This is a genomic window from Candidatus Obscuribacterales bacterium, from assembly GCA_019744775.1.
In the GTDB taxonomy this organism is placed as follows: Bacteria; Cyanobacteriota; Vampirovibrionia; order Obscuribacterales; family Obscuribacteraceae; genus SBAT01.
In genome coordinates this window covers 195,520-209,936 of record JAIETZ010000003.1, presented here as the reverse complement: position 1 = coordinate 209,936, position 14,417 = coordinate 195,520, and the positions used below count along the sequence as shown (strand labels likewise).

General features: G+C 47.3%; 14 protein-coding genes and 1 tRNA gene. 7 read left to right on the top strand and 8 right to left on the bottom strand.

Annotation, left to right across the window (positions count from 1 at the left end):
- Nucleotides 1-27: 27 nt before the first annotated feature.
- On the top strand, nt 28-1,143 hold the full coding sequence (locus K2Y22_07645) for a citrate synthase (GenBank protein ID MBX9878317.1): 1,116 nt from the start codon (nt 28-30) through the stop codon (nt 1,141-1,143).
- Nucleotides 1,144-1,162: 19 nt separating this feature from the next.
- Here K2Y22_07645 and K2Y22_07640 read toward each other — a convergent pair whose 3' ends face one another.
- Entirely contained in the window at nt 1,163-1,930 is a 768-nt protein-coding gene (locus K2Y22_07640; protein ID MBX9878316.1) for an RDD family protein, read from the bottom strand.
- 43 nt (nt 1,931-1,973) lie between these two features.
- Here K2Y22_07640 and K2Y22_07635 point away from each other — a divergent pair, with 43 nt between their 5' ends.
- Entirely contained in the window at nt 1,974-2,999 is a 1,026-nt protein-coding gene (locus K2Y22_07635; GenBank protein MBX9878315.1) for a stage II sporulation protein M, read from the top strand.
- Between the two features lie 12 nt (nt 3,000-3,011).
- On the top strand, nt 3,012-4,211 hold the full coding sequence (locus K2Y22_07630; protein ID MBX9878314.1) for a class A beta-lactamase-related serine hydrolase: 1,200 nt from the start codon (nt 3,012-3,014) through the stop codon (nt 4,209-4,211).
- Here K2Y22_07630 and K2Y22_07625 read toward each other — a convergent pair.
- The 3 genes from K2Y22_07625 to K2Y22_07615 all read right to left on the bottom strand — a co-directional run bounded on the left by K2Y22_07625 (nt 4,180) and on the right by K2Y22_07615 (nt 7,421).
- Entirely contained in the window at nt 4,180-4,797 is a 618-nt protein-coding gene (locus K2Y22_07625) for a hypothetical protein (protein MBX9878313.1), read from the bottom strand. The genes K2Y22_07630 and K2Y22_07625 overlap by 32 nt on opposite strands.
- Nucleotides 4,798-5,286: a pantetheine-phosphate adenylyltransferase gene (gene coaD, locus K2Y22_07620; protein MBX9878312.1), complete on the bottom strand. Its 489-nt coding sequence runs from the start codon at nt 5,284-5,286 to the stop codon at nt 4,798-4,800.
- A gap of 185 nt (nt 5,287-5,471) precedes the next feature.
- On the bottom strand, nt 5,472-7,421 hold the full coding sequence (locus K2Y22_07615) for a HAMP domain-containing protein (protein ID MBX9878311.1): 1,950 nt from the start codon (nt 7,419-7,421) through the stop codon (nt 5,472-5,474).
- 248 nt (nt 7,422-7,669) lie between these two features.
- On the opposite strand from K2Y22_07615, the gene K2Y22_07610 reads away from it, so the two are divergent.
- The 3 genes from K2Y22_07610 (at nt 7,670) to K2Y22_07600 (ending at nt 10,094) form a co-directional block, all read left to right on the top strand.
- Nucleotides 7,670-8,416: a sigma-70 family RNA polymerase sigma factor gene (locus K2Y22_07610; protein MBX9878310.1), complete on the top strand. Its 747-nt coding sequence runs from the start codon at nt 7,670-7,672 to the stop codon at nt 8,414-8,416.
- A gap of 14 nt (nt 8,417-8,430) precedes the next feature.
- Entirely contained in the window at nt 8,431-9,528 is a 1,098-nt protein-coding gene (locus tag K2Y22_07605) for a PilT/PilU family type 4a pilus ATPase (GenBank protein ID MBX9878309.1), read from the top strand.
- A 128-nt stretch (nt 9,529-9,656) separates the two neighbouring features.
- Nucleotides 9,657-10,094 (top strand): hypothetical protein, encoded by a 438-nt coding sequence (locus tag K2Y22_07600; GenBank protein MBX9878308.1) that lies wholly within the window; start codon nt 9,657-9,659, stop codon nt 10,092-10,094.
- Nucleotides 10,095-10,142: 48 nt separating this feature from the next.
- On the opposite strand, the gene K2Y22_07595 is transcribed toward K2Y22_07600, so the two are convergent.
- Nucleotides 10,143-10,217: transfer RNA gene (locus K2Y22_07595), tRNA-Pro, on the bottom strand.
- A gap of 181 nt (nt 10,218-10,398) precedes the next feature.
- Between K2Y22_07595 and K2Y22_07590 the strand changes: the two genes are divergently transcribed.
- Nucleotides 10,399-12,648, top strand: coding sequence for a DEAD/DEAH box helicase (locus K2Y22_07590; GenBank protein MBX9878307.1), 2,250 nt, complete (start codon nt 10,399-10,401; stop codon nt 12,646-12,648).
- Between the two features lies 1 nt (nt 12,649).
- On the opposite strand, the gene cmk is transcribed toward K2Y22_07590, so the two are convergent.
- From cmk to K2Y22_07575, 3 genes are all read right to left on the bottom strand, one after another.
- Nucleotides 12,650-13,336, bottom strand: coding sequence for a (d)CMP kinase (gene cmk / locus K2Y22_07585; protein ID MBX9878306.1), 687 nt, complete (start codon nt 13,334-13,336; stop codon nt 12,650-12,652).
- Nucleotides 13,337-13,342: 6 nt separating this feature from the next.
- Nucleotides 13,343-13,609: an Rdx family protein gene (locus tag K2Y22_07580; GenBank protein ID MBX9878305.1), complete on the bottom strand. Its 267-nt coding sequence runs from the start codon at nt 13,607-13,609 to the stop codon at nt 13,343-13,345.
- A 98-nt stretch (nt 13,610-13,707) separates the two neighbouring features.
- Nucleotides 13,708-14,364, bottom strand: a complete 657-nt coding sequence (locus tag K2Y22_07575; GenBank protein ID MBX9878304.1) for a hypothetical protein — start codon at nt 14,362-14,364, stop codon at nt 13,708-13,710.
- Nucleotides 14,365-14,417: the final 53 nt, after the last annotated feature.

Sequence of the window (14,417 nt, the reverse complement as noted above, 5' to 3'; positions counted from 1 at the left end):
AACAATTCAAATTCTCGGGAGTCGACCATGACTAAGGCAGGGCTAGAAGACGTAGTAGCCGCAACCTCAACGATTTGCGACGTAAATGGTAAAGAAGGCCGCCTGATTTACCAGGGTTATGACATTCACGACCTGGCAAAGAACTCGACTTTTGAAGAGACGGTCTATTTGCTCTGGTTCGGTCGTATGCCGAACAAGTCCGAATACGAGACATTGGTCAAAGAATTAAAAGCAAACAGACAACTGCCAGCACACCTTGTGAAAATCATGAAGGAGTTTCCGAAGAACACTCCGCCAATGGATGTGCTACGTTCGGCAGTTTCTGTTCTCTCCATGTTCGATCCGGATGCCGGCGACAATGGCCGCGAAGCAAATATCCGCAAAGCCACTCGTCTCACATCGCAATTCCCAACAATCATTGCCCACTGGGACAACATTCGCAACGGCAAAGAGCCAATTGCTCCAAAAACCGATCTTTCCACAGCCGGCAACTTCCTCTACATGCTGACCGGCAAAGAGCCAGATGCATTAGACACAAAGTCTTTGGATATTGCGCTTATCTTGCATGCTGATCACGAACTCAATGCTTCCACCTTTGCTGCTCGCGTAGCAGCAGGTACATTGACCGACATGTATTCGGCAATTGTTGCAGCAATAGGTACTTTGGCTGGTCCGCTCCATGGTGGCGCCAACCAAGAAGTTATCAAAATGCTGCTTAAGATTGGCGAAGAATCAAAAGTTGAAGCGTACATCAAGAGGATGCTCGAAGAGCACAAGAAGATATCCGGTTTCGGACACCGCGTTTACAAAACAGAAGACCCACGCGCAACACACTTGCGCAAGATGTCTGAAGAACTCGGCAAGCGCGAAGGCGATCTGAAACTCTTCAACATGTCCCGCAAGATTGAAGCAATGATTTTGGCTGACAAAGGACTCTACGCAAATGTAGACTTCTACTCCGCTTCGGTCTACTACATGCTCGGCATTCCAGAGGATCTCTTCACGCCAGTGTTTGCTATGAGCCGCATTTCCGGCTGGACAGCTCACGTGCTTGAGCAATACTCAAACAATCGTTTGATTCGTCCACGTGCCGAGTACACAGGACCAAACAACTTGAACTATGTTCCAGTAGCGCAGCGCTAAGTTAGAACCAAATCCGGTTTTAAATCGCTCGCTCCTGATAGGCAAAGTAAACAGCTTCCAGAAAAAGCTCGGGACTCTGTTCTTTCAATTGCGCATCGCCGACCTTTTTCATCAAGTATTCCTTGAGGTCGCGAGCCAAAAGCTGTCTTGCTCCCTTTTCCAGCTTGTTGCGCCGCGCCAGAAAACTAGCCACTATTTGATACTCTTCCGGGCTAAGTCTGCCGGCATCAACATGCCGCACGAAGTCTTTGGATTCAGCAAAGCCTGCTTCGACAATCATCGGGTCGAGTCGTCTTTCCCTTATTACAAGAGTAGCTCCGGCAAAATCACCAAGGCGCCTTTCTCTCTTATCGAACATAATGAAGAGAACTCCAATAAAGAAAACTCCCACATCAACATTGCGCACGAGGTTGCGAATCCAAACAGCGCTTGTTTTTACAGGCGCGCCATTTTCATCGACCACCCGAATGCGCATAACGCGCTTGCCTGGCGTCTGTCCCTGCCACCGCACCTCAAAGTAAATGAAATAACCCAGCATAACCACAAAGACGCTGATAATGGTGACGCTCACAAGATAAATTCCGAGCACGGTCGCCTGCTGCCAAGGTAGGTGCATGGATTCCAGAAAATAGGCGACGCCAAAGGCCAGTCCAACTATTATGCCGACGACCAGGTAGCTAATGGCAGTATCAATCAGGCAAGCCAAGATGCGGTTGCCCAAACCAGCCATCTCCAGGTGTAACTCGACGTTTTCCGGGGTAGATATTACATAGTCTGGATTTTGCACGGACTGACCTAACTTGGCATGACTTCGATAAAAGTATACTCCTGTGAACCTCGAACGTTGGGTAAGACAAAGGAAGAAGTCCTGGCAAAAGCTGGAAGCAATTCTTGCCGGCATAGATAAATTCGGCATGGCCGGTTTAAGCAAGGAAGAATTGAGACAGTTGGGCAGACTTTACAGAGCAACCTCAGCCGATTTATCTCGAGCGCGCTCATTTATGGTTGATAGGCAACTGGAAAGCTACATCAACAATTTAGTAGTCCGCGCCCACAACCAGGTTTATCAAAACACCAATAACCGCTTAATTGATCTACTGCGCTTTCTCTGGGTGGAATTCCCCAATTTGGTCTTGAGATATTTTGCCTATGTATTGGCTGCTGTTACGCTTTTCGTTTTACCTCTAATAGGTTCTTACGTAGCAACCAACTCGGACCTTAATTTTGCTCGCCAAGAACTTTTCCATGGTGACCCTTTAGTACCAGACCATATCTGGAGTACCGTTGAAAAGCGGGAATTGTGGACAGGCGGTATACAAAATTTCAGTCCTCTTGCCGCCTCCCAGATTGTCACCAATAACATCCACGTATCCATCGTAGCTTTTGCCTTGGGAATTACCTTTGGCGTTGGCACAGCAATCGTTTTAATATTTAATGGCATTTCTCTTGGCACCATATTTGGTGTCTGCCACAATTTCGGCATTGCCCGTAATCTTCTAGCCTTTGTAGCGCCTCACGGAGTTTTGGAACTCACGGCAATCTTCATAAGCGGCGGGGCCGGTCTTTTGATAGGGAAAGCTCTTTTGTTTCCCGGCAATTATTCGCGCATAGATTCCTTAAAACTAGCAGCCAAGCCGGCTTTAGGACTTTTTGGCGGCTGCATTCCCCTTCTCATTATTGCCGCCTGCATAGAAGGCTTCGTCTCACCACGCACCGACGTTTCGCTACTTTCAAGATACTGGCTGTCATTAACCACGTTTGTTTTGCTTTCGTTGTACTTCTTCATCCCACGAAGAACAGCTGCAGTCGAGATTAAAACCGAGCATAAGGACGCACAGAATCTTACCAAAATTTGATTTGAGGCTAAAATGGTAAATGTGAATCATTCAGGAAACCACCAGAGACAAACTTATCCGTTGCGTGTTAAACACGCAAAGCGTCACGTGGCCCGCAAGAAGAGAAATAAGCGCCTGCCACCCGGACAACGGCTCGTTCTTTATGGCATGCTTGCCTGTTTAATCACCTTACTACAATGCTACAAACTCCCTGCCGATACACCCAATACCACCCTGGCAAACGATCTGATACCAGAAACACCTGTCCTTATAGCACCGCCATTTGCATTGAAAGCAGAATCGGAAACCATTGCCACTGGGCTGAAAGAAGCCGCTAACTTGCCGAAATTAACAGCCGGTGTCTTCGCTGTTGATCTCGACTCCGGCGAATATGCCGAAATTAACGGCTATCACAAATTCCCTGCAGCTTCCATTATCAAGATTCCTATTTTAGTTGCATTGTTGAGCGCGCAAGACAAACACCTAGTTGATCCAAATAAGCAACTTGAATTGCGCAAAGACTTGATGGCAGGCGGTTCCGGCATTTTGCAGTGGCGACCTGTAGGTTCCAAAATTTCCGTTCAAGACGCAGCCGAACTGATGATTACCAGATCGGACAACACTGCCACCAATCTCGTCATTGATTTACTTGGCGGCATTGATAAGTTCAATCCGTTGTTTAAACAATGGGGGCTGAAACAAACCCAATTAAATGCCTGGTTACCGGATTTGCCGGGTGCGAACAAAACAAGTCCATATGAATTGGCGTATTTAGTTGCCAGAATCAACAACGGTGAAATTCTCGAGAAGAAAAGTCATGACTGGATGTTCAACGTCATGCAACGTGTGCGCAACAAGTCACTCATTCCAAATGGTCTAGGCAAAGAGGCAAGAATTGCTCACAAAACAGGTGACATTGGCTCAATGGTAGGCGATGCCGGTATTGTCTGGTGCAACAGCGGCAAATGCTATCTGGTTGCCATACAAGTCGAACGTCCGCACAATGACAGGCGGGCTAATGTATTAGTGCGCAAATTGTCGAAAATTGTCTATGAAGGATTTACCGGCGAACTAGTGCCCGACCCGCCGAAGCCCAAGTTCCGTGCACGACACTACCGTTTGCCGCACGGAATGAGACATGTGGCAAAGCACAAGCACTGGCCGCAGTATTCAATTTCTAAAGCTGGTCCCGGTAAAGCGACTACTCGTTCCGTCCGCTCAAAAGCGGGCTAGTGAGTGATGCCTGACGCTTAACTTGACCCAAGAGTCTTTGTCCGTTGCGAACAATTGACTGCGACTCGGCAAGGGTTTGACCCAATGTGTTGAGATCAGCGTCAATGCGTGACAGCACTGATTCAGCATAATGGTCAGCACCATCGCGAACACGCTGCGCTTCTTGCTCGGCTTCGCCGCGGATACGCTCGGCTTCGCCAAGAGCTTCCTTACGCATTTGCTCTACTTCGCCAACTACTTGCTTACGAATACGCTCTACTTCGGATTGTACTGCCTTCAGTAATTCCGACTCGTGGACCATGGTCTCAGCCTGACGGCGGGCCATGGAAATAATTTGTTCTGCTCTTGCTTGTGCTTCGGCGATTACTTCATCGCGATGTTGCAATACATCAGCAGCTTCTCTGAGTTCTTCAGGGAGGCGAGCTCTTGCTTTGTCGAGCACATCAAGAAATTGATCGGCATTGATCAGCTTAAACTTGTGGATGCCGGCAGCATCGTCAATCAAATGCTCGAGCAAATCCAAATGCTTGTAAATGGATGTTTGCTTATAAGCTGTGGTTGCACTTGGTGCAATTGCTGTCGTCATTTATTTGGCACCTCTTGCGAAATGTTCTTTTAAGTAAACATTTACGGGTTCTGGAACGAACTGGGAAACGTCGCCTCCCAATCGGGCTATCTCCTTGACGGTAGAAGAGCTAATAAAAGAATACTCGGCTTTTGACATTAAAAAAATTGTTTCTAGTTCAGGAAACAGTTCTTTATTTGTTTGGGCCATGCCCAACTCTGCTTCAAAATCCGATATAGCTCGCAGCCCCCTTATCAAGATGGTCGTTTCGTTGGCTCTGGCGTAATCAACGGTTAAGCCCTCAAAACTCCCGACTTCTACATTGGGCATCCCTTTTACTGTCGCTTGAATGAGCCTTTTACGCTCTTCAATCGGCAGGAGGGGGGATTTACCCGGGTTGCCGACCACCGCCATCACCACTTTGTCAAAGAGCCTGGAAGCTCTCCGAATGATATCCAGATGACCTAGCGTCATTGGATCAAAAGATCCCGGATAGATTGCTCTAGCCAAGCTTTTAGACTCCAATCCTACCGTTTTTCATCGGCATGACACTCCAAAGCCCCTGAACATCAAAGAAGACTAGCTGTTTTTCAGCTTGTCAACTGCATGATCATAACATGTGGCTACCTTGTAAACCGAAACCCAAAATCGATATGTTGCTAATCTATGGTCAGCCCTGATTAAACGCGGCTTAATTAAACCCCTTGTAAACCAGCCGCTTCCTGGTGCGTTTCATCAGAAACAACAATTGGACTTTCTTTTGTAGCCGAGCAAGGCAGGAAAAGACTGAAAGTAGAGCCATCACCCAGCGATGATTCGGCTTGCACACGACCACCGTGTCTTTCCAAAATCTTTTTGACAATGGTTAGACCAAGTCCCGTGCCTTTTATCGTATGCACTTTGCGCTCTACTCTGTAGAAACGATCGAATATGTGCGGCAATGATTCTTCAGGAATACCAATACCTGTATCAGAAACGGCAATCTTTATTTCGTTGCTCTCTTTCAAATGCGCAAGCACTACTTCAATGTGTCCGCCTACTGGTGTGTACTTAATGGCGTTGGTCATCAGGTTGATAACTGCGCGCTCAATTGACTCCTGATTGATAGTCACAGGCGGCAAGTTGGTATCACTGGAAAGATTGACTTCAATCTGCCGCTCAACTGCCATAAGATTGACCGCTCTGAGGGCATACTCAACAGTGGCGCGCAAATCTTGCTGCGACATCTCGAGTTCAGATTCGCCTTCTTCCACGCGAGACAACTCAAGCACTTCATTAACTAGATACATCAAGCGATCAGCTTCGTTGTCGATAATTTGCAGGAATTCGCGGTGCGTATCGGCTTCCAACTTTTCACCGTGATTACAAAGAGTATCAACATAGCTCTTGATAGACGTAATTGGTGTACGCAATTCATGCGACACATTAGAAATGAATTCGTTTTTCATGCGCTCAAGTTCAGCCTGGCGCGTGATGTCTTGCATGATCATAACTGAGCCGAGAAATTCGCGATTAGTCGTAAGTGGCGCTATGTGCAGTCTCACCGTTCTTTGTCCAAGGTGAATTTGCTGAACAACAGGCTCAAGCGATCCAGGCGATACGGTATCGGTAAATGCTTGAATCACCTGACAAATCTGCGGAGACTCAGGACCTTCCGTGCAAAAGACAAGCGGCTTACCAACGATTTCACTGGCTTCTTTGTCAAACAGCTGCGTTGCAGCCGTATTAGCAATTTGTACTTTATTATCTCGATCACACACGACAACGCCGTCGGCGATAGACATCAGAACCAGCTCAAGTTTGTTGCGTTCGGAAATGAACTTATTCCGCTCTCCCATCAAACTATCAAGGTTTTGCTTGTCGTATTGCTGCAATCGATTGGACATGTAGTTAAATGCATTGACCACTTGATCAATTTCTTTGCCTGCACTTTGCGGTTCAATCTGGTGACCGAAACGCCCGGCGGCAATATGACTTGCTCCCGTGGAAAGTGCAGTTAATGGGCCGTTGATAAGCGCATAGTTAACAGCAAGACAAAGCGCACCTAAAAATCCCACTAATCCAAAAATCGAGACGAGAAATACTCGCGTCTCCTTAGGGGTGCCCAAGATAGTAAATGCATAGCTATCAAGTCCCACCCAACAAATGCCTAGTTGTTGATTGTTGCGTTGCATAGGCACTGCGATATTCATGAGTGGTCTGTATCCAATCGGGCTGGAATAAATTCCCGGCTCCGATTGCTGCCAGCGAGTCAGACGATAGATTGGATAAATCTGTTGCGTTTTTGGATCTTCATCTCTATTGGTCGGCAATGCTTGACTGTCCAGAAGTATTTTTCCGGAGGGATCGCAAAAAACGACGTAAGCAATTGCAGGAGTCTGTCCCATTTCGGTCAGAACATAGTATTTAAGCCCTTCTAGATTGCCTGAATTGGAAAGAGCTTCCGCGCCCCCTCGAGCAAGCGCTTGTGCTAGAGCTTGTCCAAACTGTTGCACGGAGTGGTTTATAACAGCCTGCGTTCGGTTAACAACCACCCAAGCGGTAAAAGTAACTATGGCGGAAATGGAAACCAACCCAAACAGCAATAGTCGCTTTTGAGTTGAAATGCGTCCCCAGAGCTGTCCAATAGTCTCCAGGGCTTTCATCGACTTATTTCTAATCGCTTGTATCAAGGACTGTTTCCCATCTTAGCTACTTAATCATAGGCACTTAAGCTGCATATTGCGGACGCATTAAACACAACTAAATCTGCCCATCTAGCCCAATTGTAGCGGAGTTCGGGCTCCGACCCAGGTTTTTACCCTGCTTCAGGGCTGCTTGTCAAGTTTAATCTTTAGGCTAACCGGGAAAGATCTTGTGGGGACAAGCTACGCACGTCTTTACGGGATAACACATGGGCACCCTTCGATTAGCGGCCGACAATTCGGGGCGGAAATCTTCTGACCAGTTGGTCAAAGATCATATGTCTCTTGTCGGGCGCATTGCCAGACGCTATTCCAGAACACGCCCGGATTTGCTCGAGGATCTTGAGCAAGTTGGGGCAATTGGCCTCTTAAAAGCTATTCGTTACTACGATCCGGAAAGAAGTAAGGCCAGCTTCAAAACTGTGGCAACTTGTTATATCAAGGGCGAAATTCTCCACTACTTGCGCGACAATGCCTGTCTTGTGCAGGTGCCTCGCAAATTCAACGAAATAAATTCAGCGATAGGACATCTGGAAGAGACGTTATCCAGAGAGCTGGGACGAGCACCAACCTTGCATGAGCTGTCGGAAAATTCCGGTATCGCTCAACACGAGATACTGGCTGCCCAACAGTCGTGGGATGCCTGCACGCATTATGAGTCATTAGAATCTAACGGTGATACCAATGAAGACGAGGATCATCGCAGCCTCAACGACATGGTGCCCGACAAAAAGTATCAAGATTTCCAATTGGCTGAGGAAGACAGAGAACTTATTGCCAATGCCGTTCAAAAACTATCCGATAAAACAAGCAAGATTGTACAGTTTGTTTTCTTCTATGATTTGACACAGAAGGAAACGGCCCGGATACTGGGTTTATCAGAGATGGTTGTGTCACGTGCCGTTAATTCCGGCCTCAAGAGTTTAAAAGGCATACTCGGCACAGAGATAATATAGGTCCTTCAGTAAAAATGTCAGTTGACGCCCGCAATCTACCCGTTTCAGTCGAGCAGATCCTTGATCTTGCCCTCGAATATAAGGCTTCGGATATTCACTTCAAGTCGGGCATGGCACCTGTCTTACGTATCGACGGCAGCATTCGTGCGGTTTCCGGTCTGCCAGTATTCACTCCTGAAGCGCTTAAATCAACACTTTTATCCTTACTGGATCCAAGACAGCAAGCTGAATTTGATCAAAAACACGAAATAGACATTGGTTTGCAATTCGGCGACAAGGCTCGTGTTCGTATCAACTTGTACACAGACCTCGATGCGCTCGGAGCGGCCATGCGTATTATACCGCCTGTGGCACCAACTATCGTTCAACTTGGATTACCGCCTGTAATTGAGGAACTTACTCACTCGCGCTCCGGACTAATACTTGTCACAGGTGTTACAGGAGCCGGCAAATCTACAACACTTGCCGGCATGCTTGATGCCATCAATGAGCGAGAACTCTCACATATTTACACGATGGAAGACCCGGTGGAATTTGTTCACCGTCCAAAACGTTGCATCATCACACAAAGAGAAATTGGTTTCTCGACAAGATCCTTTGCCACCGCTTTACGCGTTGCCCTGCGTGCCGACCCGAACGTTTTACTCATCGGTGAGCTACGTGACCGGGAAACGATTTTAGGGGCGCTGAGAGGCGCTGAGACCGGGCTATTAGTGCTTTCCACCTTGCACACATCTTCGGCACCAAAAACAATCCAAAGAATAATGGGTATGTTCGACTCGGCCGAACAAGAGCAAATTCGCCAGCAACTAGCCAATTCACTTAAGGCTGTAATTGCTCAACAACTATTGCCGTTGCGTGACGGCGGACGTATGGCAGTGCACGAAATCATGCTCAACAATCTGACCATTCAGGAAGCAATTCTCGGCAACAATATTGAAGCCATTAACGAGTACATTCGCAATTCAACATTTGAAGGCATGCAGACAATGGACGGCAGCATCTACAACGCTTATCGAGAGGGCTTTATAGACTCCGACACGGCACGCCGCTATGCTCTCAACCAAGTCGAAATGGAACGTATATTAAAAGGTGCCTCCACCGGCGCTTAAATTTGTCCATTTTTGGCCGAATTTGGGTATATTGAAATCAGGAGTCCCATGCACTCTCTTTTTGTGCTGAAGATTTCCTGGATCAAAAACTTTTCCTTACCGCTTTTCCTTACAAATGGTTCAAGATCATGTCCGACAAAGAACTTCCTTTTACACCAGAAAATATCGCCAAAGATGTTTTGGATATGTCCGGCAAGCACGACAGTGAGCGCAAGTCTATGGCCGACAAAGCCAGCTATAAATTTTCAACTCTTTTTCACAATACTTCTGCCGAAGAGTTTCGCGCCATCTACAATGAAGTTAGTTTGCAAACTCGTCTAGACGCCGACAAAACACAAAAAGTATTTTGCAAAACAGAAGACGGCAAAGTGCACGACAATCTGAAAGTCGATGATAAGAACATCAAAGAAATCTGGATTGGTAACCCGGCGAACTTGTTTGACTGGGGCAACTACCAAGTTTTCAGTCAGCAAAAAGAAGACGAAAAACAGAAAAAGAACCAAGCAAGCCTTTCTCACAGACAAGGCATGCTCAAGACTCTATTAGACGAAAACAAACTAGAATAAATCCGAAAAGAAAAGCCGGACCAAATGGTCCGGCTCGGCTTCCTGTTATGGTCGGGACGAGAGGAATTGAACCTCCGGCCTCACCCACCCCAAGGGTGCGCGCTACCCCTGCGCCACGTCCCGGCAGGACTATTATAATATGCCATTTGCCTTAAGGCGATTATGCCCCTGAAAAGCCCCATCCCTGCTATGATTTAGCCGTTAACTCAATCCGGGCGCTTAGCCTCCTTTCACCTTGCAATTAAGTCCTGACAATTTTTTCTCTTTCAAGCTTGACGATTTTCAATTACAAGCTATTCAACACTTGGAAGAAGGCAAGAGCGTTGTAGTCTCTTCACCGACAGGTTCAGGCAAAACAGTCATTGCCGAGTATGCTGTAGAAATGGCTCTGGCAGCCAATAAGCGTTGTTTCTACACAACGCCTCTAAAAGCCCTGTCCAATCAAAAGTTTTACGATTTCCGCATGAAGTTCGGTGATGAGAAGGTCGGTCTTTTAACAGGCGATGTTTCCATCAATAGAGACGCAGCCATTGTCGTTATGACAACAGAAGTCTTTCGCAATATGCTTTACGGAACCGCCCTTGGTGATATCGACCGCAACCTGCGCGATGTTTCTTTCGTCATTTTAGATGAATGTCATTACATGAACGATGCGCAACGAGGCACTGTTTGGGAAGAGTCGATTATTTACGCTCCCAAAAACATTCAGCTGGTAGCGCTTTCCGCCACCATTGCCAATGCCCAAGAACTGACACAATGGATAGACGAAACACACGGGCCGACAGAACTTGTTACATCAAGTTTTCGTCCCGTGCCACTACGCTTTTACTACTTCGGAGCTCGCCATCTTTACCCTTTGCTTACTCCCGGACAAGGCACAAACAAGAGTCTTAAAGAACACTTTGGTCGCAGCAAAAAGACTTTTAAAGGCAATCGTCGAAGCATCATCGCCAGCATGTCTCCGCGACCAGGCGATATTCTGGCGACAATGGCTTCTCGCAATATGCTGCCGGCTATTTATTTCCTATTCTCCAGACGCGGCTGCGAAGAATCAATGCTAAAGGCACGCGGCATTCCCCTGCTGAGTCACGAGGAAGAAGAAGAACTCAAGAAACAAGTTGATCATTTCGTCGGTGATAACCCTAATTTAAAAAACCATCCGCATTTACCTTATCTATTTGAGGGCATGTCCGTTCACCACGCAGGCATGTTGCCTTCATGGAAAGCAATGGTGGAAAAGCTTTTCCAAAAGGGTCTATTGAAAGTAGTTTTCGCAACAGAGACTCTTGCTGCAGGGATTAACATGCCGGCAAGAACAACCATCATCAGCTCAATTTCCAAACGTGCCGACGAAGGACACAGGCAACTAACCGCAAGCGAATTCTTACAAATGTCCGGACGTGCCGGCAGACGAGGCATGGACGAAGTCGGGCACGTAGTCGTTTTGCATCATCCATTTGAACCAGTAGAGGATGCCGGCAAACTAGCCCAGGCACCGGCAGATCCATTATCCAGTCGCTTCACGCCTTCATATGGCATGATTCTCAACCTGCTGCAAAGACACAGCATTGAAGAAGCCCAAGAGCTTATTGAAAAGTCCTTTGGACAATTCATGGTCAGCCAGGAATTAGAACCTCTCTATTTGCAAACCATGCAGATAGAACGCGAATTGGAAAGCTTGGCTAAGCCTTTGTGTCCAAAAGTATTGGGCAATTTGCCGCTCTACAAAAAGCGCCTTGAAGCAGTACATACTAAAGAAAAACAACTCAAACAGATTCAAAAAGGGCTTTCCAAAGCTCATGCTCAAGAAGGCAGCGTTGCCCTTGCAGAAGTAAAAACACAAATGAAGGAAATGCTCGACCAGGCAAATGGCATGCCCTGCCATGGTTGTCCTGTGCAAAAACCTTGCAGCAAACAAACCGAGCGCATTGACCATCTGCGCGCCAGACACAAGCAAATTGAAAAACGCATACACTGGCAATCAGGGCGTTACTGGAGAACTTTTGAAGCCTTGGCTAACATCTTACGCATTGAAGGTTATATACAGGGCGACACGCCCACCCAGCTCGGTCTGATGGCCGCCACGATAAGAGGCACTAACGAACTCTTCTTAACAGAAGTTGCCTTGAGTGGCGTTCTAGAAACACTAAAACCTGCCGAATTAGCAGCTGTTATTACAGCCCTTGTCACAGAAGACGACCGAGTGTCATCCAATAGAGCGTCAATTTCACCGCACGTGGAAATAGCCCTTGGACAAATTCTCAAAACCGCCAAACACGTTTTGCGCCTGCAAAAGGAATTTGAAATTGAAGTACCCGTAAGCTTTAGTCCGCTATTTTCCGGTATCTGCCAGATGTGGGCGGAGGGTGCCACTTGGGACGAGATTCGCAATGCCAGCCCATTCGATGAAGGCGATGTAGTGCGTGCGTTGCGGCGCACACTTGATCTCTGCCGGCAATTTATACGCGCACCAGGCATGCCGGAGCCTCTTGTTGCTCTTTGTCAAAAAACAGAAGCTCTCATTGCCCGCGACGAAGTCCGCGAAGATTTTTAGTCTAATTCTTCGTAGCGCAAATATCTAAAATCTTGCCCACGACTTGATCAATTGTCAGACTATCGGTGTCGACGACGATACCGCCATCGGCAACTTTTAAAGGTGCCACTTCTCTTGTTGAGTCACGCTTGTCGCGTGCTTCGATTTCAGCAAGTAATTCCTGGAAATCGGCCGTCTCGCCTGATTTCTCGAGATCCTTCAGTCTTCTTCTGGCGCGTTCTTCAGAAGACGCCGTCAGAAATATTTTTACATCGGCATTCGGCAAAACAACAGTGCCGATATCACGTCCATCCAAGACAACTTTGCCGCCGGCAGCGAGCTTTCTTTGTTGATCAACAAGAATTGAACGCACTGACGCAATTGCCGACAAAGGACTGACCAGATTGGAAATTTCCCTTGTGCGAATCTTGTCTGTTATCTCTTCACCATTGACAAACACTCTCGGTTTGCCTGAGCCATCGACACTGCTCTTAAGTTCAATATCTGCCTGTCTGGCTGTTTCCGTCACAGCATTTTCATCATCCGGATTGACACCGCGCTTCACTACAAGATAGGTGACCGCGCGGTACATAGCACCGGTATCCAAGTAAAGGTATTGGAGTTTCTGTGCCACCATTTGCGCCACTGTCGATTTACCGGCGCCTGCCGGTCCATCAATGGCAATCACCAGATCTCTTTGCTCAGCCAAAAGTTTTTAGTCCTTTTTGAAGAATTTGCTCAACCATTCCATGAAAGATGGTCCCTGTGCAATTCCCTCAGCAGCCTTATCCTGTGCTTCTTTGAGTGACATTCCCTGTCCCATAAGTGTCACTATCGCCACCACCTCTCCGTCTTCCGGAAAGCGGTTGAATGCTTTCTTGGAAAAAACGTTTTGTCCTTGGTACTCAACTTCAAAGATGCCGCCAGAACCTTGATTGAGTTCTGAATTGAGACCAAGCTGTACTTCTAACTCGGCTGCCAACCTGACAGCCCGTTGCCTGTAACCTCAAGCACCACAATATGTAATTACAAACGCGTCAGCTTGACTCATTACCCTCTCCACTTATTTGCTGGACTTATTTACTTTTGCTTGAATAAGCGCTTCCACCAGGGAGCGTTGACAACAGCCAAATAGTCAACTTTCAGAGATTGGAATTCGTTTTTCACAAGCACCAACTCTTCTTTCAGACGGCTAGTCTCATTGGCATTGGTTTCAAGCAATCTCATTGAACCCTGCATCTGGGTTATCAGACGGAGGTCCTCCATGCGCAGGCGTCTTTCCTCGGAAAGCTGTCTTTGCACTTGCAGAAGTTCGCGCAAAAGATTTTCTACTTCATCAGTGCGGTCTATAACAATAGCCGGACTCTCGATAGAGGAATTTAGTTGGCGCGGCAAACGGCGTTTTGTTTCTACCGGCTTTTCCATTTCGTCATTTGATTCGGCAGTCTCATTAGCATCCGAGAAGATATGTCTTAAGCGAAACCCTGGAGGCGGGATGATTCGCCATTCTTGACCTGACTCGGTGTCTATCTTACGTGCAGACCAGCCTGCCGGCAGCTTGTTGCCCCATTTGCCCAGGATACTGCGCTCAAGTGAACGTAGCGACTTGCCCATTATGGCGGCAGCTTCCCTCAGGGTAAGGGTTGGACGCGGTATCTCGACGCTCGGCTCGGGAGCGGCTTCTTGCGGTATGTCGTTTACATTGGTTTCCGGGTTTGTGCCAGTCTCTGTAGACATAGTGCCTGCCAACCTCATGCTAGTCCAATAACCGTCAAATTTTAGCAGTAACT